The sequence below is a fragment of the Devosia sp. GW821-FHT12F11 genome (assembly GCF_058806655.1).
The window spans coordinates 223,202-247,257 of the sequence record NZ_JBXAPX010000001.1; the positions used below are offsets into that span (position 1 = coordinate 223,202).

Below are 24,056 nucleotides of genomic sequence, written 5' to 3' on the forward strand. Positions count from 1 at the left end.
GCGGCACTCGCTGAGGCTGAAAGGTCCCGCCGGATCCGGCTCGAAGTGCTCAGTAGTAAACGTGCGGCTTCGGATTGCCTTCAGACATGCCGTAGAGCAGCGACTGGGGCTGGACGTATGGCTTCTTCTTCGGCACATCCGGGCTATCTGGGCCGGTCGATCCCGGACCCGCGCCAAGCGCCGCGAGTTCGGCCGCCGAGCATCCCTTCGGCCGCACCTTCAGGGCATCGGCCCGCAGGTACACCCGGCCACCGGTCACATTGTTGGCGCGGTACCAGTCTTGCTCCTCGAGCACCATGCAGCAGCGCCGGTCCGGCGCGCCCGTGCTGACGGAAAAACCCTCGCCCAACGCAGGGCGACAGGTCTGCTCGGCGCCCGAGGACTGCGCGGCGACGGGCGAAGCGATCGCCGCGCTGCCGAGGATAATGGCCGCTGCAATGAGCTGCCCGCCATGACCAAAGATCGAGATGCGTGACACGAGTGAATCTCCTGGTTTTTCCAACCATGCGGAAGTCCGGCCCCATGCACATCATTCATACCGATGAAATTGCGCTCACTTCTGCCGGCCCCGCCAAACTGGTCCCCGCAAACTGTGAGTTGTCATAACGACCTTTGCATGCTCATCTCTATGCCGGTTAGCCTCTGATCACGGTGAGGCATGAAGCAATTTGGTTCGGACGATATTGCCGGTCTTGCCGACCGGATTTACGAAACGGTCTACGACGACAGCCAATGGGCTGGTCTCATCGAAGACCTGAAGATCCACCTCAACGGCTCGCACGGCGCCTATGGTTTCTTCGACGCGGCGAGCGGCGCGCAGAGCATGCTGGCGGCGGAGTGCACGCCGGAATATGCGGCAGCGATCTTCGATCCCGAACTGGCCAATCCGCTGGTCGGGCGGGTGATCAGCGCGCCGGCCGGCGACATCTTCACTGACCAGTCGGTACTGTCGCGGGCCGAGTTCGAGCGCAGCATCTTCTTCAACGAGTGGTTCCGCCCACAGGGGCAGCACAGTTCGATCAACGTCATCGTGTTCCGCGAGGGCGATATCAGTGCTCACCTGACCCTGATGCGTGGCGGCACGCAGGCGGTGTTCGACAGTGATGCAGTGCTGTTCATCCGACAGCTGATGCCAGCGTTGCAGCACGCGGCCAAGCTCCGCACCCGGGTCGGTGCATTGCGGCTCGCCGACCGGTTGGACGCCAGCGAAGCCCTGCAGATCGGCTTCCTCGTGGTCGACGCGCACGGCCGGCTGCTTGCCGCCAACCCCGCCGCCGAGCGCTACCTGCAGGACCCGCATTGCGGGCTCGATGCCCGCCACAGGAAACTGCACGCCCACGCCACCCCCGAACGCGACCAGCTGCGCCGCCTGATCGCCGCTGCCTGCCGCGACGGGCTGGGGATCACCGGCCAGGGCGGCGACATGCTGGTCTCCGATCCCGAGACCGGCCTGCCCGCGGCAGCACTGAGCGTCGTGCCGATGCGCGATGCCAGCACCCTCGGCCTGCCGGTGGCGCGGGCCACGGCGATCTTCATCCGGCATCTCGGTTCTCGCCTGCAGCCCGGCTTCGAGCAGCAGATGCGCGCCCTGTTCGGCCTCACGGCCAGGGAGGCGGCGCTGGCAGCCGCCCTCGCCTCCGGCAGCACCCTGCAACAAGCTGCCGAGGAGCGCTTCATTTCGATGCCGACCGCCCGCACCCACCTGGCGCAGGTTTTCCGCAAGACCCATACCAGCCAGCAGAGCCAACTGGTCTCACTGCTGCTCGGCATCCTGCCGGTCGGCCGCTAGCGACCTGTAGCGGCCGCGCCACAGCCGGGCCCTCGCAGGTCCCGACGCCGGCGAAATTCATTCATATGAACGATGCGGCGACCGGTCTGCCTCCCGCATGTCTCACCACATGATTTTCTGATGGCTCATGGGGCTCGACATGCATTTGAGATACGCGACACCGATGGTTCTGGCACTCCTCGTAAGCAGCTGCCTGGTGCTCCCCAGCCTGGCGCAGGACGCCACCCCCACCGATTGGAGCGGCTTTTACGCCGGCGTCTATGGTGGGTATGGCATCGACAAGCTGCCGGCGACATCGTCCTCAAGCCTCTTGCCGTTCGCCGAAGGTGAAAACGGCGAACTGCAGTTCGCCACGGTCGAGGAGACATTCGACGGCGTCGACAGTTTTCTCGGCGGGGTCCGCGGCGGCTGGAACTACCAGCATGGCGGCTTCGTCATGGGCGTCGAAAGTGCCCTGACCCTCGGATCGTTCACCCGCACCAGCACGTCGAACATCCACTTCGACGACGGGGAGGACCCGCTGAGCAGCCTCGAGCAGACGTTCTCATCGGTCTTCGAAACCAACGCCATCGCCACATTCGAGGGGCGCCTCGGCGTCGCCGCCGACAACTGGCTGCTCTACGGCAAGGCCGGCGTCGCTGTAGCCTATGGCACCACTGACGCAACAAGCCTGTTAACTGTCGTCGATGGGGACGAGCCCGAGAACAGCGTAGAACTCCCAGCCTCAGCCAGTACAGCCGGCCTGCTCTTCGGCGGCAGCATCGGCGTTGGCGCGGAAGTGCTGGTGACCGACAGCATTTCGGTCGGCGCCGAATACAACTACCTGAGCCTGCCGGCCCAGGAGTTGACGCTCCTCTCAAACGGCATCGGGCTCGGCGAAGCTGAAGCCTCCCAGGGCCCGATCGGCATCCACACCCTCAAGGCCGGCATCAACTACCACTTCTAGAGCCGGAGACCGCTGCACCCCGCCACTGGATTTCGCGGCCTGAGGATGCGACATGGAACCGGCGCCCGCTGGCGCCGGAGCCTATTTTGTCCAAACGCATGTCAAAAACCCTGGCCGCCGAAATCGCCATCCGGACGCTGGAGGTGATCAACCCCGCCAACCGGACCGTGGCCCTCGCCGCCACGCTTCGCCGCCACGGCTTCGACCCGGCTGCCACCGAACTGCCGATCACGCCGACTGACCGTGCGGAGTTGGCGGCGTGGCTGCTCGCGACCTACGCGCCGCGCGAGTAGACCAGGTTCGAACGACGGCACCACGCGTACTGTCGCCTTTGGGGCACGTCCGCCGAACTCCGAACCAGACCGGACTCCGGCCAGCCCCCGACCCGCCGGGAATCGAGCTTTCCCGCCGGGACACAAGGCGTCCGCGCCCTGCTGCATCAAGTAAATATTGTTTCGTCACAAATTGCTTTGTCGTCCGTAACAAGCAGTTATAGCGTAACGGCAGATGCTTCGACCAACATATGTGGTCATACGACTGTTGGTCGTTGAAATCACGTAGGAAAAACGGCGTCGTCGACTGCTATTCGCTTCCCGCGATGCAGGTTGACTACTTGTCGCGCCCCATAACTTTGGGGGCTCTCTGCGGCTGCTTCCCGGAAGACGTTGGAGGTTCAAGTGGCCGATGTGATGCCGAGCCAGCTGGCCAATGCCGTGCTGTCCAAGTTCTACGACGTGCTGATCAGCGGCGACGAGAGCGTCCCGCCATCCGAGGACAATTTCTTCAGCTGGTGCACGCCGGGCATTCCGGTCGAAGCGAATGACTTCGACTTCCTGACGCAGGGCTTCACCGGGGTGGTGCGCAAGGAGCAGGCCGATATCGTCACCGGCCCGATCGCTGAAGGCACCACCCCCGAGCCCCTGCCTCCGGCCGAACTCGAGCGGCTACGCGCCCAGGATACGGCGCGGCTCTACATGCAGGCAGAGGCGTTCGCCCGGCTCGTCGACTTCGTCCCCGACGTTACCAAGTTCAACAATGAGCAGTTCGCCCGCCTCTCCGTGCTCAACAACGAAGGCACGCTCAGCGAAATCTATGCCCGTGTGCTGCGCATGAGCCAGGTGGCGCAGACCGAGTTGCCGGAAGAGACCAGGGCCAATGTCGAGCGGCTGCGCGGCCTCCTCGTCAAGAAAGTCACCGAAACCGATCTGATCACCCAGCAGACGGTCGAGCGCGAGGTCGAAAGCGATCTCGTGACCGCCTACAAGGCCATGCAGTTCGCGTACGAAGACGCGGTGCTGCAGTACAACGCCCGCCGCATCGACGCCATGACGGCCGCCGATGCCAAGGCGGTGAATTTCTGGGCCATGAATGCCAACGTGCTGCGCAAGCGCGTCAACACCGCCGAGGCGGATTGGAATACCCGCGGCCACCGGGGCGACTACGACAAGATCAACGGCTACATCACCCAGGTGATGGATCGCGACCTCACCGTACTCAAGCAGCGCTATCGCGACGATTTCGAGCGCGCCCGCCTGACCGGCATCGCCTCGGGTTCGGACTTTCAGTACACCACCCTGGTGCCCGGCAACTTCGCCAGATCGAACGGCTGGACCGCCTTCAACTTCTCCTCGTCGGATTTCCAGTCACGCTCCACCACCGCCTATCAGAACAAGAAGTGGTCGGTGTCGGGCGGCGCCAGCTACCTCGGCATTTTCGGCGGACGCGCCAGCCGCAGCGAGAGCTCTTCGCACCAGGAGTACACCGGCACGGTGTCCTCCGACCAGTTCGGCCTCAGCTTCGAGATCTGCCAGGTGCCGATCGTGCGCCCATGGTTCATGGCGTCGTTCCTCGACAGCAAGACCTGGCGCTTCGATGCCAGCAGCCCCGACATTGCAGGCGAGATGCTGAGCGACGGCAAGTCTCCGCCACACGGGCTGATGCCGGCCTACCCCACCAGCATCGTCTTCGTACGCAACCTCAAGCTGTCGATCGGCCACAGCGAGTCGCTCTACAACTACGTGAAGGATCAGCAGAGCTCGTCGACCGGCGCCGGCGGCTATGTCTCGTTCGGCCCGTTCTTTCTGGGTGGCAGCGGCGGCAACATGTCTGCAGCGGGCCAATCGACCCGTGACTACGGCTACCACGTCGATGAAAACGGCATCAGTTCGCCGGGCATGTCGATTGCCGGCTTCAAGTGCCACGTCCTCGACAAGGCGCCCAAGCCGCTCGATTCCATCACCTCCTGGGTCTGAGGGCGGATCATGGATGCGCTGGTGCGCCTGGCGCTCGCCGCCAAGGCCGGCGAGGTCTTCGGCGGTGAGGATAAGTTCCTCAGCTTTCCGCCGTCGCACTTCCAGATCACCTACTCCCCGGGCGACCTTGCTTTCGCCGCGGGCGTCGGCACGCCGGCGGCGCTGAGCAAGTTCCAGGAGTTTTCCAACAACGCCAACCGGGTAATCCGCGGTGTGCTCTATGATCCCACGGAGGACCGCCTGCTCTCCGAGGTGGTGCGCGATGTGCTGGACAGCGGTCAGTGCGCCATACCGGCGGCCGGCGCCGTCGACGATGAGCGCTATCAGGCCGCACTGGCGCTGCTGTTTGAGGTGCCCACGGATTTTCCGCGTGTGTCCAGCGAGGCGCAACGCGTCTACAACCGCTACCGCGACACATTGCAGCTAGCCCAGGAGCACTATCTGTCGCGCAAGGGCACGGTGGAACTGGGAGATGATCTCGAGGCGAAGACCACCTGGACGACGATCGAGGAGCCAAACCTGCGCGCCCAGATCGCCGATCTCGAGGCCCAGTGGGAAAGCACCGGCAAGCGCTCCGAGATAGAGGCGGCACGCCAGGTGGTGCGCAACGCCGAGATGCGCAACGCCGTGCTCACCTGGCAGCAGTGGCGCGATGGCTATAACGCCGATATCGACGACCGCTCCGACCTCAGCGATATCGACTTTGCGCCCGTCACGCTCTCCCCCGCCGACGTCTTTGCGGGCGACGACTGGCAGGCGATGACCCTGACCGAAGCGGAGATTGCCAAGCTCGCCGAAACCGCCGACCCGCTGCTCCGGCAATCCTTCGGCTCACCGGCGGGCAGCGATATCGTGAGGCTGCAGTTCGAGTATCGCTCCGCCAAGCTCGAGCGAGGCTGGCTGCCAAAGGATCTGTTCACGTCGCGCTTCTGGCGCCTGCCGGACGGCGCCGCCATGGTCAGCGACGGCCAGAGTCTGTCTGCCGGATTATGTCCGGCTTTCGCCGTGGCGGTGGTGTTCGCGCGCAATGTCACCGTCGATCGCCGGGTAGGGTCCGGCCCACCGACTAGGTTGCATGTGCGCCCGGGCGCCTTGCTCGAGGCCATGCCGCTCAGCCAGATGACGCTGAGCACGATTGCCATCGCGCCCAGCGAGGCGATCGCCACGCCGAAACCAGATTTCGTCACCCTCAACCGCGACGCGCTGGTTAGAGATCACCGCAAGAAGCCGCCCGGCCCCGCCTTCGGTCGAACGCGTCGATTTCGTCTCGGCCAGGTGCTGACGACGCATCCACTGACAGTTGTCATGCCGGCGGAAACCATCGCACCGACCCCCACCACCACAACCGATGCCGTCAGTCCCGACGTCTCGATCCTTGCATTCATCTGCAAGCGGGTCCCGCTCTCTCCGAGCCCGGACCCGAGCCTGCACTGGAGCTGAAAATCAGAGGAGACCGATCATGCTCGAATCCATTGCTGCCGCCACCAGCGGCAACGAGGTGAACTGGTACAAGTCGCGCGATGACATCGTCGGCGGCGTCGAGGCACTTTACTCCGCCGTGCGCAAACGCGAGGAGGACGAACAGGAACTGCTCGAGAACATCTGGGAGGTGATCAAGTTCGCCTCCGAGCTTACCGGTCCCGCCAAGCTGCCGATCCAGGCTGGTGTCGTCGGCATGTTCGCGCCATTCGCAGCGATCGGCATCGGCTACGCCGAGGCCGCCGCCGAGATCAAGCGCGACCGCGCCTCGATGTCGTTCTGCGAAGGACTGGTGATGGGCGTGATGGCAGAAAGTGCCGACAATGTCGGGGACTATTTCTGGCAGTGGTCGACCACCCCGAACCCGGCCTTCCCCGAGTCCGAAAAGCTCGCTCAGTACTACAACAATGCCGGCATCGCGCTGGGCTATGCCTACGGCCGCGAGGTCGCCCTGAAGGACAAGTCCGGCGGTTTCTGGGCCGACCTGAAGGGTGAACTGGAGGGCCCCCTGGGCGATCCCGACCAGGACAACTGGGGCCGCCGCGAGTGGATCGACTTCTACATCACCACGGGCGGCGCGTTCTACCGCGGGCACGTCAGCGAGTAGACCCGGCAGAGGTTCGGACTGTCAGATACAAGTCCGAACCCCGTACCGGCAAAGCGAGCGCGCGGTTGGCGTCCCGGCGCCTACATGGTGATGCCGCCATCCACCACGAAGTTCGACCCGGTCGCATAGGCGCTCTCGTCGCTCGCGAGGTAGACCAAGAGGTGCGCCATTTCTTCCGGCTGCGCCATGCGGCCCATCGGCTGGCGCGCCACGAAGGTCTTCCACACCTCGTCATGGTCGCCCAGCGCATGCGCCCGCTCGTGCAGCGACGGCGAGTCGACGCTGCCGGGACAGATGGTGTTCGCCCGGATGCCGTTCTTCATGTAGTCGAACGCCACCGACTTGGTGAAGCCGATCACCGCTGCCTTGGACGACATGTAGCTCACCCGGTTCGGCACGCCCTTCATCGACGAGGCGACCGACGCGACATTGATGATATTGGCGCCGCCCTGCGCAATGAAGGCCGGCAGAAAGGCCTGCGTCAGAACGAACATCGGCGTCACGTTGATATCGAAGCTCAGCTGCCACTCCTCGAGGGTGGTGGTGCCCAGCATGCCCTGATGCACCCAGCCGGCGCCGTTGTAGAGGACGTTCACCCCATGATGCCGCGCCGCCGCCGCGCGCAGCGCCAGATGGTCGGTGACATCGAGCGCATAGGTCTCGTGCCCCGGCGAGATTGCCTTGAGCTCCTCGCCCTTTCGCGCAATGCCAGCCGCATCGCGGTCGGTCGCGATCACCCGCGCCCCCTCGCGCGCGAATGCCGTCGCCGCCGCCCCGCCAATGCCCGCCGCTGCCGCGGTCATGAAGATGGTCTTCCCCTCGAGCCGTCCCATTTTCTCCCTTTCCGTCCGGTTCCATGTTTGACCAAAGGCCAACCCTCCGGTCGTTGTCCCATTCGGCCTGTGTGGTACCATACCAGCCTTGCAAGGGGGACCAGCACTATGGATGAATTGACCTGGGAAGCGCTGCTTCCCCCGATCTTTGCGACTGCCGGCATCGACGCCGGTGGAGCGCTGGAGATCGCCCCGCTCACCGGCGGCGTTTCGTCCGATATTGTGCGCATCCGCCTCGATGACGGCCGCCAGTACTGCGCCAAGCGGGCGCTCGGTAAACTCAAGGTGGCGACCGACTGGCAGGCGCCGCTCGAGCGCAACCAGTACGAGGTGGCCTGGCTGCGCCGCGCCAACGCCATCATCCCCGGCGCCGCGCCCCAGGTGATCGGCGAAGACCGCGCGCACGGCATCGCGCTGCTCGAATACCTGCCGGCTGAGGATTATGTGCTGTGGAAGGCCGAACTGCTCGCCGGCCGCGCCGATCCGTCGGTGCCGGTCGCTGTCGCCACGGCGCTAGGCAGTATCCATGCCGCGACGCTCAACGACCCGACCGCCGCCGCCGAGTTCCCCACCGACCACCTGATCGACGCCCTGCGGCTCGACCCGTATCTGCGCTTTACCGCCGGGCGTCATCCGGAACTGAGCGACCGCATCCTCGCCGTGCTGGCGACGACCGCCAACACCAGGCTGGCGCTGGTGCACGGCGATGTCAGCCCCAAGAACATTCTGATCTCAAAGCGCGACGGCCACCCGGTGCTGCTCGATGCCGAGTGCGCCTGGTACGGCGATCCCGCCTTCGACGCCGCCTTCTGCCTCAACCACCTGGTGCTGAAGTCGATCCACCTGCCGGCGCTGCGCGACACCCTGCTCGGTCAGGCGGCCGCCTTCGCCGCCACCTGGCTCGCGTACTTCCCTGGGGAAATGCGCGCCGACACCGAGGCGCGCGTCGCCGCGCTGCTGCCGTGCCTGATGCTGGCGCGGGTCGATGGCAAATCGCCGGTCGAGTATCTCAGTGATGCCAATCGCCAGGTGGTGCGCGATCGGGCCATTCCACATATCCGCCACCCGCCGACCACCGTTGCCGATCTGCTCGACAGCCTTAGTTCATCAGGGATCAATAACTAGTTATGTCAGCTATCAAGACCCTTCTCGGCCGCCAGGTTTGGGACTCGCGCGGCCGCCCCACCGTCGAAGTCGAGGTCACCCTGGAGAGCGGCGCCCGCGGCCGCGCCATCGCCCCCTCCGGCGCCTCCACCGGCAGCCGCGAGGCGCTCGACAAGCGCGATGGCGGCAAGCGGTTGGGCGGTTACGGCGTCAACGGCGCGCTGGCCGCCGTCAACGGCGAGATCGGAAGCCGCCTCAAGGGCCTTGATGCCCTCGACCAGGCCGGGGTCGACCAGGCCATGATCGCGCTGGACGGCACCCCGCAAAAGACCCGGCTGGGCGGCAACGCCATCGTCGCCACCTCCTCGGCCATCGCCTGGGCCGCCGCCGCCGAGCAGCAGATCCCGCTCTGGCAGCATCTGCGGCGCCTCAGTAACCTCGATCCCGAGGCGCAGCACATCCCCGCCCCGATGATCCAGATCTTTGGCGGCGGCCGCCATGCCGGCAACCGCATCGACATCCAGGATTTCCTCATCCTCGCCGTCGGCGCCCGGAGCTTCGCCGAGGCCACCGAGCAGATCGCCGAGGTCTACATGGCGGCCAGCAAGGCCATGGTGCAGAAGGGCAAGCTCAACGGCGTCGCCGACGAGGGTGGTGTCTGGCCCGATTTCACCGCCAATGAGGACGGGCTCGAACTGCTCACCCGCGCCATCGAGGCTGCCGGGCTTCGCCCCGGCGCCGATATCGGTATCGCCCTCGATGTCGCCGCCACCTCGTTCTTCGCCGACGGCGCCTATCGCCTGGCGCTCGACGGCAAGGCGCTTTCGACGCTCGAGATGATCGAGCTGCTGCAGTCCTGGGTTGCCGCCTACCCGATTGTCTCGCTCGAGGACCCCCTCGCCGAGGATGACGACGCAGGCTTCGCCGAGATCACGCGGCGGCTTGGCAAGTCCATCCAGATCGTCGGTGACGATTACTTGACCAGCTCAGAGTCCCGTGTTGCCCTTGCCGCAGCACAGGGATGTTGCAATTCGGTGTTGCTCAAATCGAATCAGTGCGGCACCCTGACCGAACTGATTGCAGCAAGCACGCGCGCCCGCGCCGTCGGCTGGAATACCATCCAGTCCGGCCGCTCCGGCGAAAGTGAAGATGTGACGCTCAGTCATCTGGCCGTTGGTTTGATGTCCGACCAGATCAAGGTCGGTTCGATGACGCGCTCGGAGCGGACCGCGAAGTGGAATGAAGTGATCCGCCTGGAAGGTTACTACGTAGCGCCGCGCTACTGGCGCTTTGCCATTCCGCGGTTGTAGTCGAATGAAGGGCAGTTTGGGGGATACAGTTGGGGGACGCAGACAGACGCAGTGGCGCGGGCCGGCCGGTTCGCGTTGAAGATGTGGCACGCGTCGCCGGGGTCTCGCCGATTACCGTATCGCGCGCCCTCTCCTACCCCGACAAGGTCAAGGAGGAGACGCGGGCCCGCATTCTCGAGGCGGTCGCGCAAACCGGCTACGTGGTCAACCGCTTCGCCTCCTCGCTCCGCTCCGGCCGCTCCAACGTCATCACCGTCTTCGTCTCGAGCCTGCTCAACCCGCATTTCGCCACCTCGGTGCAAGGCATCGTCGATTCCGTCGAGGGCAGCGGCTATCACCTGATGTTCGCCCAGACCGGCTATTCCGAGATGCTGGAAATCGACGTCGTCGAATCGGTGCTGCCGTTCCGCCCCGCCGGCGTCGTCTTCACCGGCGTGGTTCGCGCCGACAAGACCCGCCAGGCGCTGCAGAGGCTCGGCATCCCAGTGATGGAGATGTGGGGCAACCGCCCCGATCCGATCGACATGCTGGTCGGCTCCTCGAGCTATGATGCCGGCCGCCTGATGGGCGAGCATTTCGGCGAGCGGGGCTTCCGCCGCGTCGCCTATAGCGGCCACACTATCGAGCGCACCGCCCAGCGCATCGAAGGTTTCCGCCATGGCCTTGCCAGCCACGGGCTGCAGCTCGACCTCATCCATCCCATGGACGGCACCCGCACCTTCGCCGACGGCATGGAGGCCTTCGACGCGATCCTCGACCAGCTGCCCGGCTGCGACGCCATCTTCTTTGGCACCGACGTTCTCGCCGCAGGCGCCATGACCCGGGCCCTCGACCGCGGCATCGCTGTGCCCGGCCAGGTCGCCATCGCCGGCTACGGCGATCTCGAGTTCACCCAGCATGTCCGCCCCTCGCTCACCTCGCTGCAGGTCTCGAGCTACGAGATGGGCCGCGAGGCCGGGCGCATGCTGATCAAGCGGCTCAATGGCGAAGCCATCGCCAACCCCATCGTGCTGCAGCCGATCAGCCTCGAAGCCCGCGCCAGCACCTTGGGCTGATCTTGCCCGGGAAAGAGGAGCGGAATCCTTGCGTGCCATGGGCTCGATGCCCATTTCCCCCCCTTGCGGGGGAGAATGGAATTTCTTGGGCTTAGCTTCTTGGCTAAGCCTTAGAAATTCCAAGAGAGGGGATGCGGAGTCACCGTGCCCTCCAACGCCCCCCTCTCTTGCGAAAACTAAGGACTTAGCTGCGCTAAGCCCAAGTTTTCGCTTTCTCCCCCGCCAAGGGGGAGAGTCCCGACTGATGCTCCGATGCGAGTTGCGCCACCGCGGTCGAAGAATGCCACACCGTCGGTGCCCCCCATCCCGCCCATTGCAACCCGACATCCCGATGTCTATCATCGGCCCCGGTACGATCCTCCCTCAATCGAAGGAATGCCTGCCCAGTCCGTCGGGATTGGGCTATGGATCGTCGGGACAGCCTGTTGCTTTGAGGAGATCACTATGAGTTCGGGTATCGGCGCGACCGCCAAGGGTGCAAAGAAACTCAGGTCGCGCGCCTGGTTCGACAATCCGGAGAACGCCGATATGACGGCGCTCTATCTCGAGCGCTATCTGAACTACGGCATCTCGCGCGAAGAGCTGCAGTCGGGCAAGCCGATCATCGGTATCGCCCAGACCGGTTCCGATCTGTCGCCGTGCAACCGCCATCACATCGAGTTGGCCAAGCGCGTCCGCGACGGCATCCGCGACCAGGGCGGCATCCCGATGGAGTTCCCGGTTCACCCGATCCAGGAAACCGGCAAGCGCCCGACCGCCGGCCTCGACCGCAACCTTGCCTATCTCAGCCTCGTCGAAGTGTTGTACGGCTATCCGATCGACGGCGTCGTGCTGACGATCGGATGCGACAAGACCACCCCCGCCATGCTGATGGGTGCCGCCACCGTGAACATCCCGGCGATCGCGCTGTCGGTCGGCCCGATGCTCAACGGCTGGTTCAAGGGTGAGCGAACCGGCTCCGGCACCATCGTCTGGAAGGCCCGCGAACTGCTCGCCACCGGCGAGATCGGCTACGAGGAATTCATCGAAGTGGTGGCGTCCTCGGCGCCCTCCACCGGCTACTGCAACACCATGGGCACCGCCACCACCATGAACTCCATGGCGGAATCGCTCGGCATGCAGTTGCCCGGCTCCGCCGCCATTCCGGCGCCCTATCGCGACCGCCAGGAAATGGCCTGGCGCACCGGCATGCGCATCGTCGACATGGTCAAGGAGGATTTGAAGCCCTCCGACATCCTGACCAAGGACAACTTCATCAATGCCATCGTGGTCAATTCGGCCATTGGCGGCTCGACCAACGCGCCGATCCACCTGACCGCCATCGCCAAGCATATCGGCGTCGACATGACCATCGACGACTGGCAGACCTACGGCCATGACGTGCCGCTGCTCGTCAATATGCAGCCGGCAGGCGAGTATCTCGGCGAGGACTATTACCATGCCGGCGGCGTGCCAGCCGTGGTCAACGAGCTGATGAAGGCCGGCCTGATCCGCGAGAATGCCCCCACCGTCAACGGCAAGACCATCGGCGAGAACTGCGCCAACCGCACCGTGCAGGACGACAAGGTCATCAAGACCGTAGCCGCGCCGATGAAGCACAGTGCCGGCTTCGTGGTGCTGCGGGGCAACCTGTTCGACAACGCCATCATGAAGACCTCGGTGATCTCCGAGGAGTTCCGCCTGCGCTACCTCAACGACCCCAAGGATCCGGGGGCGTTCGAGGGCAAGGCCGTGGTGTTCGACGGTCCGGAGGATTACCACCACCGCATCGACGACCCCTCGCTCGACATCGACGAGCACACCTTGCTGTTCATGCGCGGCGCCGGCCCGATCGGCTATCCGGGTGCGGCCGAGGTGGTCAACATGCGGCCGCCCAACTATCTGCTGAGCAAGGGCATCACCTCGCTCGCCTGCATCGGCGATGGCCGCCAGTCCGGTACCTCCGGTTCGCCCTCGATCCTCAACGCCACCCCGGAGGCGGCGGCAGGCGGCAACCTCGCCATCCTCAAGACCGGCGACCGGGTGCGCATCGACCTCAACAAGGGCGAGGCCAACATCCTGATCTCCGCCGAGGAGATCGAGCAGCGTCGCGCCGAACTGCATGCCGCCGGCGGCTACAAGTATCCGGCGCACCAGACCCCGTGGCAGGAAATCCAGCGCGGCATCGTCGACCAGCTCGGCTCCGGCGGCGTGCTGAAGAACGCCGTCAATTACCAGCGTCTGGCACAGACCGCCGGTCTGCCGCGCGACAACCACTGATCAAATCCAAAGGGGCCGGTCTTCACCGGCCCCTTTCTTCTTGCGCCGGCGGCGCCGATGAGCCAACAAGCCGCCGCAATGTTTGACGAACAAGTTACGGTCAGCGCACTATCGCGGGCGCGCTGGAGCGCGTTCAGGAAAAGTTGCAGACTTTTCGGTTCGAAAGCGTGACAAAATCAAAGACTTAGAGCATCTCAACGGTTCGAAGAAACGGTGAAATGCTCTAGTGGCGGGTGAGGGCTCGATGTCTGATATTCTGGACTACTGCAAAGGGCGGGAGGCGCAGACCTTCAAGCCCGGCCAGGTGTTGATCCGCGAGGGCGGCCAGGAAGGCCAGCTCTTCGTCCTGATCGACGGCCAGGTCGAAGTGCTCCGCAAGGACACGCAGGTCAGCTACATCGACGAACCCGGCTCGATCTTCGGCGAGATGGCGGTGCTGCTCGACATGCCTTCGAGCGCCACGGTCAAGGCCCTCTCGACCGTCAAGGCCTACGCCATCGACGACGCCATCAGCTTCCTCGGCGGCAACCCCGAGATCGCCCTCTATGTCGCAACGCTGCTGGCGCGCCGGCTCTACTACACCACCTCGTACCTGGTTGATTTGCAGCAGCAATCCGAGGGCAAGCGCGAAGACCTCGACCTGGTCGACAAGATCCTCGCCCAACTGATCGAAAAGCCCGACGAAGCCAAGCACGCCAAGCGCACGCGGAAGTAGTGGCGTTGTGCACTGCGCTCGGTGCTTCTCCACCGTAGCGGTGCAGGCGTGGCCGAGCCATCGTGCCGTCCAGGACCCCGCGGGAAGCTACCGGGTAGGCCCATTGGCTCACGACAGCCCCTACACCAGCCCCTTGCTCAGCAGCACGGCATAGATGATCGCGGCATAGGTCAGCTGGTGGGTGATCTGGTCGAGCCCGTGCAGGCTCCAGAACCGCCGCGGCTGGGTGTCGACATGCACGCCGCGCGAATAGTGGATCTTCGAATAGTCGAGCAGGTAGTGCACCACGAACTCGGCCACCACGATGCCCGCAAGCCATGCCAGCGGCGTGCCCGCCAGCAGCAGCACCAGCGCCGTCAGCCCCGCATGCACGGCGGCATGCGCGTAACCGCCCGGCTGGCGGAAATCGCCCTTGCCGCCCAGCATCCATCCCGGCTGCAGAAAATAATCCGCGATGTAGTGCTTGAGCTCCAGCCCTATGAACAGCAGAAAGAATAGTGCGACCATTCGGTCTTGTCCTTGCGGGGGTGACGCCCCCACGGCCCATCCCCGGATGGCCGATGCTTGCAAGCTCCCGTTGTCTGAGGCAAGCGCAGAGTTTACTGCTGTGTTAGGTTCCCGTCAGCGCCGTTCAGCCGGCGTTCATGGGCGGCGTGGCAAATGGTCCGCGCCGGAGGTCTGTCCTGGAGGTTCCGATGCTGCGGCTGCTTACCTCGTTCCTTGTGCTGCTGTTACTGGCGCAACCCGCCTTCGCTGCGTCGGGCAAGGCAATGGGCGTCGATCCGGCGGCTAAGCTCGAAGACAAATCCGGGGCCAGGACACTCGTGGTCGGCACCGACGTCTTCATCGGCGATCGCGTCGTCACCGATGCCAAGGGCCTCGTCCAGCTGCTGTTCTCCGACAAGACCAAACTGGTGGTTGGCCCGCGCTCGGCGCTGGTGATCGAGGATTACTTGCTGCGCGAGGATGGTTCGGGCGGCAAGTTCGCCATCAACGCGCTATCGGGGACGTTCCGCTTCGTCACCGGCGGCGCCCCCAAGGACCGCTACCTGATCACCACGCCCACCGGTACCGTCGGGGTGCGCGGCACCGCCTTCGACCTCAACGTGCATCCCGACCACTATTCCCTGCTGCTGTTCCACGGCGCCGTGGTGATGTGCAACAAGGCCGACAAGTGCATCACCGTCGATGATTTCTGCGACGTCGGCATGGCCGACCTGACCGACGCACGGCTGCTCGGCAACACCGAGGATTTCGTCGGCGCCGAGCGCACCTCGATGCGTGGCATGTTCCCCTGGGCCGTCTCGGAAAGCGACCTGCTGACCCCGTTCTGGGTGGCGCAGGCCCGCGAGTGTCTCAACCGGTCCGTGCAGCCCAACGACACCGACGCCGGCGGCGCCAGCCCGGACGGCGAGCCGCCGCAGTCACCACGGTTTCCCGGCAACGGCCTGCAGACGGGCCCCAAAGACTAACCCTACCAGGACTGATCCCGCCGATGCTGCGTCGCCTGCTGCCTATCCTCGCCGGCCTCGTCATCGTGGTGCTGCTGACGCTGCTGCGCATCGCCGATCCGTTCCCGGTGCAGGTGCTGCGCGAGATTGCTTTCGATTTCTACCAGCGCCTGCATCCGCGCCCGCAGGGGGAGTTCCCGGTCCGCGTCATCGATATCGACGAAGCCGCGCTCGCCGAATTCGGCCAGTGGCCGTGGCCGCGCGATCGCCTCGCCGCCGTCACCGACCGGCTGACCGAGCTGGGCGCCGCCGCCATCGGCTTCGACGTGCTGTTTCCCGAGGCCGACCGCATGTCGCCGAGCCGCATCGCCGCCGGCCTGCCCGGCGTCGATGCCGCGACGCTCCCCGATTACGACGCCATCTTTGCCGCCGCGCTGTCGCGCTCGCCCTCGATCCTCGGTTTCTCGCGTACCCCATCCGGCAAGCCGCTGACCGGCAACCCCAAGGGCGGCTTCGCCATTTCCGGACCCGACCCCAGCGAGCGCATCCCGTTCCTCACCGGCACCGCCGCGCCGATCCCCATCCTGCGCGAGGCGGCGCCCGGCCTTGCCGCCCTCAGCCTCAATTCCGAGCTGTCGGCCGGCGCAGTCCGCCGCATCCCGATGCTGTGGACCAATGGCAGCCAGCTCTTCCCCACCCTCTCGGTCGAGGCGCTCCGCCTCGCCATGGGCATCAGCACCATCGTGGTGTTCGGCGATACCGCCGCCGAGGGCTATGTCGACAGCATCCGGCTCGGCGATTTCACCGTGCCGCTGACCTCCGAGGGCGATCTCTGGCTCTATTACAGCCGCCCCAACCCCGATCTGCTGGTCTCGGCCGCCGACCTGCTCGGGCCGAACTTCCAGCAACTGAGCGATCGCATCGCCGGCAATATCGTGCTGGTCGGCACCTCGGCCTCCGGCCTGCTCGACCTCCACAACACCACGCTGGGCGACAACGTCGCCGGCGTCACCATCCACGCCCAGGCCATCGAGCAGATCCTTTCGGGCACCTATCTCAGCCGCCCTGACTGGGTGGCGGGGCTCGAAATCGTCGGCTTCCTGGCGCTCGGCGCCTTCATGGTGGTGGTGGTGCTGCTGCTCGGCCCTCTCGTCGGCATCGCCGCCGGTGCGCTCTCACTCACCGCCGCCATCGGCTTGTCATGGTGGATGTTCACCACCGGCGGCGTCATGCTCGATCCGAGCTACCCGCTGATCGGGCTGACCCTGCTCTACCTGGCGCTGGTGTTCTTCCGCTTCGTTACCACCGAGCGCGCCAAACGGCAGATCCGCCGCGCCTTCGGCTACTACGTCGCTCCCTCGCTGCTGAGCGAGATCGAAAAGAACGGCGACCGGCTGAAGCTCGGCGGCGAAGTGCGCCGCATCACCGTGCTGTTCTCCGACATGCGCGGCTTCACCTCGCTGAGCGAGAAGCTCGAGCCACGGCGCATCCTCGCTATTCTCAACACCCTGTTCGGCGCCCTGGGCCACGAGATCATCGGCCGCATGGGCACCATCGACAAGTTCATCGGCGACGCCATCATGGCGTTCTGGAACGCGCCCGTCGACGTCCCCGACCACGAGCGCAAGGCGCTGCGCTCCGCCCTGGCAATGCGCCAGAAGCTCGCCGAACTGAACCACACCGATGCCTTCCACCTCAGGGCGGACAAGGCCGCGGTGCAGGAACTCGGCATCGGCATCGGCATCTCCACCGGCGAAGCACTGGTGGGCAATATGGGCCTCGAGACCCGCTTCGATTACTCCGCCCTCGGCGACACCGTGAACGTCGCGAGCCGGGTCGAAAGCGCCTGCAAGGAGGTCGGCTACGATATCCTCGTCGCCGATCCGGTCCGCGTCATCGTCTCCGATTTCGCCTTCCTTGAAGCCGGCGCGCTGGCCCTGAAGGGTAAGGCCGAACGCGTCGTCATCTACCTCCTCGTGGGTGACGCCGAGCTCGCCAAATCCGGTGCTTTCCACCTGCTGCGCGTCACCCACGCCGAAGCGCTCGAAGCGCTCCGCGCCGGCGGCGACACCCGCGGCGCCATCGCCGAGTGCATCGCGCTGTCGGCCAAGCTCGAGCCCGGCCTCCGGAAATTCTACGAACTGCTCCCCGGCCGCCGCATGGATTTTGTCTCGACGGAGACGGTGGTTCCGATCACCACCCCGGCAGCGTGATCTGGGGCGAAGGGCACCCTCCGGCAGTCATCCCTGCAAAAAGCCCCCTCACCGGCAGAGTCAGGCGACCACTCACTCCCCCGCATACGCCTCGCGCATCTCTTCGATTTCGCCCAGCGCCTCATAGAGCGGCCGCCAGTCGTCGTGCTCGGCGATCGGCGCCCATAGCGCCTCCATCTCGTCGATCAGCATGGTCCGCGGCACATCGCGCTTGAAATACGGGTGATCGAGATTGGCATTGGCCGCCCGCGGATGCGCGCCGATCAGGCCTCTGAGCTTGTCGAACGCCTCGCTCCGGTAGTGCTCGGCCGAGGGACTGGCGAACGCCCGGGCTTCGTCGCCACCGCGCCAGTCGAAGAAGAACTGCTCGTAGGGCGCCTGCGTCGTATGCAGCGTGGAAAACACCTCCGCCACCAGCGCCGAGTCGGCTTCCACCCCGAGCGATGCGAGCCCCAGCCGCTCCAGCATGGCCTGCCAGATCGAGCGCTGGAACGCCGGCCAGAACCGGTTCAGCGCGGCTTCGAGCTCGGCATGCTCGCCCAGCGGCAGCAGCACTTCGGCGAGCCGCGTCAGGTTCCAGGCCAGCGTGTCGGGTTGCTTGCCGAAGGCATAAAGCCCCCATTCGTCGAAATAGGCCGCCGTGAAGCCCGGATCGTAGGCCGGCAGGAACCGCCACGGTCCGTAGTCGAAGCTCTCGCCGGTGATGTTGATATTGTCGGTGTTGAGCACCCCGTGCACGAACCCCGCCGCGATCCATCGCGCCCCGGTTTCGGCGACATGTTCGCTCACCGCGCCGAGGAACTTCGCCGCCCGGCCATTGTCGCCCTCGACCCACAACTCGGGGTAGTAGGCGCGGACCGAATGGTCGAGCAGCGCCCTGAGCCGCTCCTCTTCCCTGAGGTAGCTCAGCCGCTGGAACGTGCCGATCCGTGTGTGCCCGTGGCTCAGCCGCACCAGCACCGACGCGCGCGTCGGCGACGGCTCATCGCCCCGCTGCAACTCCTCGCCGGTCTCGATCAGCGACAGCGATTTCGAGGTGTTGACCCCGAGCGCCTCGAGCATCGCCGTCGCCAGCACCTCGCGCACCCCGCCCTTCAGCGTCAGCCGTCCATCCCCGGCCCGCGACCACGGCGTGCGCCCCGATCCCTTGGTGCCGAGATCCATCAGCCGCCCGTCGTTCAGATCCTCCAGCTGCGCATAGAGAAAGCCGCGCCCGTCGCCGAGATCGGGGTTGTAGGTCTGGAACTGATGCCCGTGGTAACGCAGCGCCAACGGCTCCGGGAACGACCCCGGCAACGGCGCGAACTTGCCGAAGTAGTTCACCCACTCTTCGTCGCTGAGCCCGTCCAACCCCACCGAAGCCGCCGCCCGCTGGTTGCGGTAGCGCAGGATATGCTCAGGGAAGGCCGCCGCCTTCACCTTGTCGAAATAGCCCTCGCCGAGCTCGGCATGGGTGGTACGGGGTTTGAACGGAGGGGTCATAGCCTGCCACCCATGGCGCTGACGCCGGTGAAGGAAGAGCACCCCCCACCCTGTCCCTCCCCCGCAAGGGGGGAGGAGACCTGCGCTCGCGGGTCATCGTCCCACAGGCACCGGAGCTGCTGAGAGCGTCTCCCTCCCCCTTGCGGGGAGGGGACAGGGGTGGGGGTATCTTCCCGCACCGCGGCCGGCGGCATGACAGCCACAACCCTCACCGCCGAAACACCCCCACCACCTCGACATGCGTCGACCATGCGAACTGATCCACCGGCACCACGCTCTCCAGCCGATACCCACCGGCGATCAAGATCGCCGCGTCGCGTGCAAAGGTCTTGGGCTCGCACGATACCGCCACCACGGTCTTCACGGTGCTGCGCGCCAGCTCCTTCGCCTGTGCTTCGGCGCCGGCTCGCGGCGGGTCGAACACCACCGCATCGAACGAGTTGAGCTCGATCGGCGCCAGCGGATCGCGGAACAGGTCGCGCACTTTCGCCTCCACCGGCTTCAGCCCCTGCACGTGGTTGACTGCCTTGACCAGCGCCGCGATGCCCGCCCGGTCGCTGTCGGCCGCAAACACTCGCGCGCCCTCGGCCAGCCGCAGCGCGAATGGCCCGACGCCCGAGAACAGGTCGGCCACCGACTTCACCTTGCCAACACCTTCGCTGACCAGCCGGGCCAGCGTCTCTTCCGCCGCCGCCGTCGCCTGCAGGAAGCTCGCCGGTGGAATCTCCACCAAGGCCTTGCCCATCTTGATCGCCGGCGGGCGCGCCATGTAGACCGCGTCGCCGTTGAAGGTCAGCCGCGCCAGCTTCTGCGCCCGCGCGAATTCGGCCAGTGCCACCGACTTCAGCTTCCGTTCCGACTTGATGCTGAGGTCGATGCCGGTGTCGGTGAGCGTGAAGGAGACATCGCAATCGCCGGCCAGCGGCTGCAGCGCCCGGGCGATCCGCGGTGCATGCTTGGACAGCGTCGGCACCAGGATCGGGCAGGCGTCGATATCGAGCACCTCGTGGCTCTTCGCCCGCATGTAGCCGGCGCCGCTCTTGCGCACATGCAGGGTGGCCCGCCGCCGCCCGGCACCGGTCGCATCGACGAGTGGCTGCACCACGGTCTCGACCTCGGCATGCTGCAGCGCAGTCTCGACGAGGCCTCGCTTGAAGCTGGCGTAGGTCGCGCGATTGAGATGCTGCAGCGAACAGCCGCCGCAGGCGCCGAAATACGGGCTGATCGGCTCAGCCCGCTCGGCGCTCGGTTCGATGATGCTGATGAGCGTGCCGCGCTCGCCCTCGCGCGCGATCTCCACCCGCTCGCCCGGCAGGGTGAACGGCACGAACACCCGCTCGCCGCCGATCTCGGCGATGCCGTCGCCATGCTGCCCGATGCTATCGATGAGAACTTCTGTCATGAGGAACGCACTAACAGGCGAGCAGGGCTTTGGCACGTCTTTCCCGACTGAGACAGACGACCCCCTCCCATCCTCCCCGATAAAGGGGAGGTGCCTGTCGGTGCTTCTGGCACGATCGAAGAACGAGCCTCGACTCTTCACCTCCCCCATTATGGGGGAGGCCGGGAGGGGGCCGTCCGCTTCGGTTCTTGCGCCCGCGGACATAACCCTGGCGCCTCAATTCGCCGGCTGGCTCACCATTTCCAGCAGGCTCGCAATCGAGACGAACGGGATCCCCATCCGCTCGCTGAGCCCCGTGGCACAGGTTGAGACCGTCGACAGCCCGATCTCGCATCCCTCGGGGATCTGTGCCTTGGCGAAACGCGTCGCATGGGCGTTGAGCTCGGGCACATAGAGGCCCTTGTCGCCGGCATAGCCGCAGCAGGTAATGGCATCGAGCACCACCACCTTCTGAGCAATCACCGCAGCCAGCGCCTCGATGGCGCCCTGCTCCTTGAGTCGCTGCGCCGAGCAGTTGTGATGCACCGCCACCGCCGGCAGCGGCCTGGTGATGGTCAATCGCGGCAGGATTTCCTTGAGCAGGAATTCCGCCGAATCCATCACGGCGGCTTTGCCCGGATGCTCGCGCATATGCTTGGCGCAGGTCGAGGCATCGGTCACCACCGGCAGCGCCCCGGCTTTGCTGAGCCCGTCGAGCGCGCGCCGTGTTGACCCACCGACCCGCTCGGCTTCCTCCGGAAAACCCTTCGACAGGAACGGCTGGCCGCAGCATTGTCCGTCGAGCTTGTCCGGCACCACCGGGTCGAACCCGGCGCGCCGCATCAGCTCGATCATCGCATCGGTGGTCGGCAGCAGCCCGTTCTCGCGCGTCGGCGCCCCGAACATCCGCGTCGCGCAGGACGGGAAATAGACCACCTGGCCATTTGGCGCGTTGCTCGCCGGCACCGGCTTGGGTGCGCCCGGCCCCGGCCGCAGCGCTGGCGATACCCGCGGCACCGCCTTGGGCGCCAGCGCGTGCATGGCGCCCGCCACTGCGTCGACCACGCCATTGCCGACAACCTTGCGGCCCAGCGCCTGCGCCCCGACACCGAGCTTCATGCCGGTCTCGAGCGCCGCGGTATGCCCGCCGACCCAGTGAGCCACGTTGCGATCGCCGTCGCTCCGCCGCCGGCCGCGCTCGCCGATCACCATGGTGCCGGTTTCGATCCCCACCGGGCAGCGCAGCGAACAGAGGTTGCAGGCCGCGCAGGTATCGAGCCCCGCATACTGGAAGCCCTCGTCCATGGCCTTCAGCCGCTCCGGATCCTCGCCGGTCTCCCGCAGCCGCGCCCGCTCGCGCGTCACCGCGATGCGCTGGCGCGGGCTGAGCGTCATGTGATGGCTCGGGCAGGCCGGCTCGCAGAAGCCGCACTCGATGCAGAGGTCGACGATCTCGTCGGCCAGGGGCATCAGCTTCAGGTTCTTGATGTGGATGTCGGGATCGGGGTTGAGCAGCACGCCCGGATTGAGCAGCCCCTCGGGGTCGAACAGGTGCTTGATCTCATGCATGATGAGATAGGCCTTGCTGCCCCACTCGGCCTCGACGAACGGCGCGATGGCGCGCCCGGTACCGTGCTCGGCCTTCAGCGAGCCGCCATAGCGGACCGACACCAGCTCCGACAGTTCCTTCGAAAAATGGTCGAACTTCACCGCCGCCTGCGGATCCATGAAGCTGTCGCTCATCTGGAAATGCAGGTTCCCCGCCAGCGCATGCCCGAAGATGATCGCGTCCTCGTAGCCGCAATCGTCGAGGAGCTTCCGCATATCGATGACGAAATCGGCCAGCCGGTCGATCGGCGCCGCCACGTCTTCGGTCAGCATCGAGGTGCCCTTCGGCCGGGCCGCGCCGCCCGTGGCAAAGAAGCCTTTCCGCACGTCCCATAGCCCGTGCGAGACGTGCTCGTCGGCCGAGAAGGTGATGTCCGTCGCCCCTTCCGAGGCAAGGATCGCCGAGGCCTTCGCCGTCTCGGCCTCGAGCGTCGCCTGGTCGGGCGCCGTCACGTCGATCAGGATGACCGGCGAGGTCTCGGTGAAGAATTTCACATAGGGCTGGATCGCCGGCAGGTGCTCGACCGTCGCCAGCGCGCGCCGTTCGATATACTCGGCCGCCGTGACGCCGGTTGTCACCTGCACTCCGCCATTGGCGAGCTTGGAGATGGCGCGCGCGCACGAATACGGGTCGGGGAACGGGATCAGCCCGGTCACCTTGTAGGGGTGCTCGGGTATAGTGTTGTAGGTCACCTCGGAGACGAAGCCGAGCGTCCCCTCCGACCCCACGATCAGGTGGATCAGGATGTCGATCGGATCGTGGAAATCCAGAAGCGCATTGATCGAATAGCCGACGGTGTTCTTGATCCGGTACTTCTTGCGGATCAGCTCGACCAGTGCCGGGTCCGCCGACACCTTCTTGTGCAGCGCCACCAGTTCGGCCAGCAGATGCGCATGCGACACCCGGAATGCCGCGACCGAGTCCGGGTCGCCGGAATCGAGCACCGTGCCATCGACCAGCATCACCCGCAGCCGGTGCATGGTGTGGTAGGTGTTATAGGCGACGCCGCAGCACATGCCTGACGAGTTGTTGTTCACCACCCCGCCGATCTTGCAGGTGGCCTGGCTCGCCGGGTCGGGGCCGAGCTTGGCGCCGAACGGCTTCAGCGCCTTGTTGGCATTGGCGACGATCACCGCCGGCCCGAGCGTGATCTGCTGGCCGGCGTCGTGGATCTCGAGCTTTTTCCAGCCGTCGCCGAGCACGGCGAGCACCCCGTCGGTGATCGCCTGGCCGGAGAGCGACGTCCCCGCCGCGCGGAAGGTGAGCGGCAGCTTTTCCGCCCGGGCGGCTTCAATCACCGCCCGCACTTCGTCTTCGCTATTGACGATCACCACCACTGCCGGAATCAGCCGGTAGGAACTGGCATCGCCCGAATAGGCGTAGGTCATCACCGGGTCGGTCATAATCCGGTCCTTGCGGATCAGATCCTTGAGCCGCGCGACAACCCCTTGCGTCGCCGCAGCCCGGTCCACCCCGATCGGGGCCATCTCGTTCACGTCACTATCCGCCCTTTAGGCCCGGAACGAGAAATCTCGCAGCCGGGCAAGATGTTTGGCTGGCATGTTAGAGAC

The 24,056-nt window shown here is 65.7% G+C and carries 19 protein-coding genes; 13 read left to right on the top strand and 6 right to left on the bottom strand.

The features are described 5' to 3' along the window. Nucleotides 1–49: 49 nt before the first annotated feature. Nucleotides 50–478 carry a hypothetical protein gene (locus AC1ROK_RS01140; RefSeq protein WP_492842997.1) on the bottom strand — a complete coding sequence of 143 codons (429 nt, stop codon included), beginning with the start codon at nucleotides 476–478 and terminating at the stop codon, nucleotides 50–52. A 180-nt stretch (nucleotides 479–658) separates the two neighbouring features. On the opposite strand from AC1ROK_RS01140, the gene AC1ROK_RS01145 reads away from it, so the two are divergent. From AC1ROK_RS01145 to AC1ROK_RS01170, 6 genes are all read left to right on the top strand, one after another. Then, nucleotides 659–1,789: a helix-turn-helix transcriptional regulator gene (locus tag AC1ROK_RS01145; protein WP_492842999.1), complete on the top strand. Its 1,131-nt coding sequence runs from the start codon at nucleotides 659–661 to the stop codon at nucleotides 1,787–1,789. 196 nt (nucleotides 1,790–1,985) lie between these two features. After that, a complete protein-coding gene (locus AC1ROK_RS01150) occupies nucleotides 1,986–2,735 on the top strand; it encodes an outer membrane protein (RefSeq protein ID WP_492843001.1) in 750 nt (249 codons plus the stop codon). Between the two features lie 86 nt (nucleotides 2,736–2,821). Further along, entirely contained in the window at nucleotides 2,822–3,028 is a 207-nt protein-coding gene (locus AC1ROK_RS01155; RefSeq protein ID WP_492843003.1) for a hypothetical protein, read from the top strand. Nucleotides 3,029–3,412: 384 nt separating this feature from the next. Further along, nucleotides 3,413–4,987 carry a hypothetical protein gene (locus AC1ROK_RS01160; protein WP_492843005.1) on the top strand — a complete coding sequence of 525 codons (1,575 nt, stop codon included), beginning with the start codon at nucleotides 3,413–3,415 and terminating at the stop codon, nucleotides 4,985–4,987. A 9-nt stretch (nucleotides 4,988–4,996) separates the two neighbouring features. Then, nucleotides 4,997–6,427 carry a hypothetical protein gene (locus tag AC1ROK_RS01165; RefSeq protein WP_492843007.1) on the top strand — a complete coding sequence of 477 codons (1,431 nt, stop codon included), beginning with the start codon at nucleotides 4,997–4,999 and terminating at the stop codon, nucleotides 6,425–6,427. 19 nt (nucleotides 6,428–6,446) lie between these two features. Continuing rightward, on the top strand, nucleotides 6,447–7,073 hold the full coding sequence (locus AC1ROK_RS01170) for a hypothetical protein (protein WP_492843009.1): 627 nt from the start codon (nucleotides 6,447–6,449) through the stop codon (nucleotides 7,071–7,073). An 80-nt stretch (nucleotides 7,074–7,153) separates the two neighbouring features. On the opposite strand, the gene AC1ROK_RS01175 is transcribed toward AC1ROK_RS01170, so the two are convergent. After that, the gene (locus AC1ROK_RS01175; protein WP_492843011.1) at nucleotides 7,154–7,906 is read right to left on the bottom strand and encodes an SDR family oxidoreductase; all 753 of its coding nucleotides are present in this window, start codon (nucleotides 7,904–7,906) and stop codon (nucleotides 7,154–7,156) included. A 108-nt stretch (nucleotides 7,907–8,014) separates the two neighbouring features. Here AC1ROK_RS01175 and AC1ROK_RS01180 point away from each other — a divergent pair, with 108 nt between their 5' ends. The 5 genes from AC1ROK_RS01180 (at nucleotide 8,015) to AC1ROK_RS01200 (ending at nucleotide 14,349) form a co-directional block, all read left to right on the top strand. Further along, on the top strand, nucleotides 8,015–9,031 hold the full coding sequence (locus tag AC1ROK_RS01180) for a phosphotransferase family protein (protein WP_492843013.1): 1,017 nt from the start codon (nucleotides 8,015–8,017) through the stop codon (nucleotides 9,029–9,031). Between the two features lie 2 nt (nucleotides 9,032–9,033). Next, on the top strand, nucleotides 9,034–10,320 hold the full coding sequence (gene eno, locus AC1ROK_RS01185) for a phosphopyruvate hydratase (protein WP_492843015.1): 1,287 nt from the start codon (nucleotides 9,034–9,036) through the stop codon (nucleotides 10,318–10,320). 83 nt (nucleotides 10,321–10,403) lie between these two features. Then, nucleotides 10,404–11,375: a LacI family DNA-binding transcriptional regulator gene (locus tag AC1ROK_RS01190; RefSeq protein ID WP_492843017.1), complete on the top strand. Its 972-nt coding sequence runs from the start codon at nucleotides 10,404–10,406 to the stop codon at nucleotides 11,373–11,375. Nucleotides 11,376–11,819: 444 nt separating this feature from the next. Continuing rightward, nucleotides 11,820–13,634: an IlvD/Edd family dehydratase gene (locus AC1ROK_RS01195; RefSeq protein WP_492843019.1), complete on the top strand. Its 1,815-nt coding sequence runs from the start codon at nucleotides 11,820–11,822 to the stop codon at nucleotides 13,632–13,634. A gap of 244 nt (nucleotides 13,635–13,878) precedes the next feature. Further along, nucleotides 13,879–14,349 (top strand): Crp/Fnr family transcriptional regulator, encoded by a 471-nt coding sequence (locus AC1ROK_RS01200; RefSeq protein WP_492843021.1) that lies wholly within the window; start codon nucleotides 13,879–13,881, stop codon nucleotides 14,347–14,349. A gap of 120 nt (nucleotides 14,350–14,469) precedes the next feature. Here AC1ROK_RS01200 and AC1ROK_RS01205 read toward each other — a convergent pair whose 3' ends face one another. Next, nucleotides 14,470–14,856 (bottom strand): DUF3307 domain-containing protein, encoded by a 387-nt coding sequence (locus AC1ROK_RS01205; RefSeq protein ID WP_492843023.1) that lies wholly within the window; start codon nucleotides 14,854–14,856, stop codon nucleotides 14,470–14,472. A gap of 188 nt (nucleotides 14,857–15,044) precedes the next feature. Between AC1ROK_RS01205 and AC1ROK_RS01210 the strand changes: the two genes are divergently transcribed. Beyond that, nucleotides 15,045–15,821, top strand: coding sequence for a FecR family protein (locus tag AC1ROK_RS01210; RefSeq protein ID WP_492843025.1), 777 nt, complete (start codon nucleotides 15,045–15,047; stop codon nucleotides 15,819–15,821). Between the two features lie 23 nt (nucleotides 15,822–15,844). Beyond that, nucleotides 15,845–18,013 carry a CHASE2 domain-containing protein gene (locus tag AC1ROK_RS01215; RefSeq protein ID WP_492843027.1) on the top strand — a complete coding sequence of 723 codons (2,169 nt, stop codon included), beginning with the start codon at nucleotides 15,845–15,847 and terminating at the stop codon, nucleotides 18,011–18,013. 72 nt (nucleotides 18,014–18,085) lie between these two features. Here AC1ROK_RS01215 and AC1ROK_RS01220 read toward each other — a convergent pair whose 3' ends face one another. The 3 genes from AC1ROK_RS01220 to AC1ROK_RS01230 form a co-directional block, all read right to left on the bottom strand. Next, entirely contained in the window at nucleotides 18,086–19,495 is a 1,410-nt protein-coding gene (locus AC1ROK_RS01220; protein ID WP_492843029.1) for a protein adenylyltransferase SelO, read from the bottom strand. A 208-nt stretch (nucleotides 19,496–19,703) separates the two neighbouring features. Beyond that, nucleotides 19,704–20,897, bottom strand: coding sequence for a class I SAM-dependent RNA methyltransferase (locus AC1ROK_RS01225; protein ID WP_492843031.1), 1,194 nt, complete (start codon nucleotides 20,895–20,897; stop codon nucleotides 19,704–19,706). Nucleotides 20,898–21,113: 216 nt separating this feature from the next. Further along, on the bottom strand, nucleotides 21,114–23,972 hold the full coding sequence (locus AC1ROK_RS01230) for an FAD-binding and (Fe-S)-binding domain-containing protein (RefSeq protein WP_492844654.1): 2,859 nt from the start codon (nucleotides 23,970–23,972) through the stop codon (nucleotides 21,114–21,116). Nucleotides 23,973–24,056 lie beyond the last annotated feature (84 nt).

Coding starts and splice junctions, on each gene's coding strand:
- AC1ROK_RS01210 (WP_492843025.1), top strand. CDS start 15,045: ATGCTGCGGCTGCTTACCTCGTTCCTTGTGCTGCTGTTACTGGCGCAA.
- AC1ROK_RS01175 (WP_492843011.1), bottom strand. CDS start 7,906: ATGGGACGGCTCGAGGGGAAGACCATCTTCATGACCGCGGCAGCGGCG.
- AC1ROK_RS01205 (WP_492843023.1), bottom strand. CDS start 14,856: ATGGTCGCACTATTCTTTCTGCTGTTCATAGGGCTGGAGCTCAAGCAC.
- AC1ROK_RS01230 (WP_492844654.1), bottom strand. CDS start 23,972: ATGGCCCCGATCGGGGTGGACCGGGCTGCGGCGACGCAAGGGGTTGTC.
- eno (WP_492843015.1), top strand. CDS start 9,034: ATGTCAGCTATCAAGACCCTTCTCGGCCGCCAGGTTTGGGACTCGCGC.
- AC1ROK_RS01145 (WP_492842999.1), top strand. CDS start 659: ATGAAGCAATTTGGTTCGGACGATATTGCCGGTCTTGCCGACCGGATT.
- AC1ROK_RS01225 (WP_492843031.1), bottom strand. CDS start 20,897: ATGACAGAAGTTCTCATCGATAGCATCGGGCAGCATGGCGACGGCATC.
- AC1ROK_RS01215 (WP_492843027.1), top strand. CDS start 15,845: ATGCTGCGTCGCCTGCTGCCTATCCTCGCCGGCCTCGTCATCGTGGTG.
- AC1ROK_RS01180 (WP_492843013.1), top strand. CDS start 8,015: ATGGATGAATTGACCTGGGAAGCGCTGCTTCCCCCGATCTTTGCGACT.
- AC1ROK_RS01220 (WP_492843029.1), bottom strand. CDS start 19,495: ATGACCCCTCCGTTCAAACCCCGTACCACCCATGCCGAGCTCGGCGAG.
- AC1ROK_RS01170 (WP_492843009.1), top strand. CDS start 6,447: ATGCTCGAATCCATTGCTGCCGCCACCAGCGGCAACGAGGTGAACTGG.
- AC1ROK_RS01195 (WP_492843019.1), top strand. CDS start 11,820: ATGAGTTCGGGTATCGGCGCGACCGCCAAGGGTGCAAAGAAACTCAGG.
- AC1ROK_RS01200 (WP_492843021.1), top strand. CDS start 13,879: ATGTCTGATATTCTGGACTACTGCAAAGGGCGGGAGGCGCAGACCTTC.
- AC1ROK_RS01165 (WP_492843007.1), top strand. CDS start 4,997: ATGGATGCGCTGGTGCGCCTGGCGCTCGCCGCCAAGGCCGGCGAGGTC.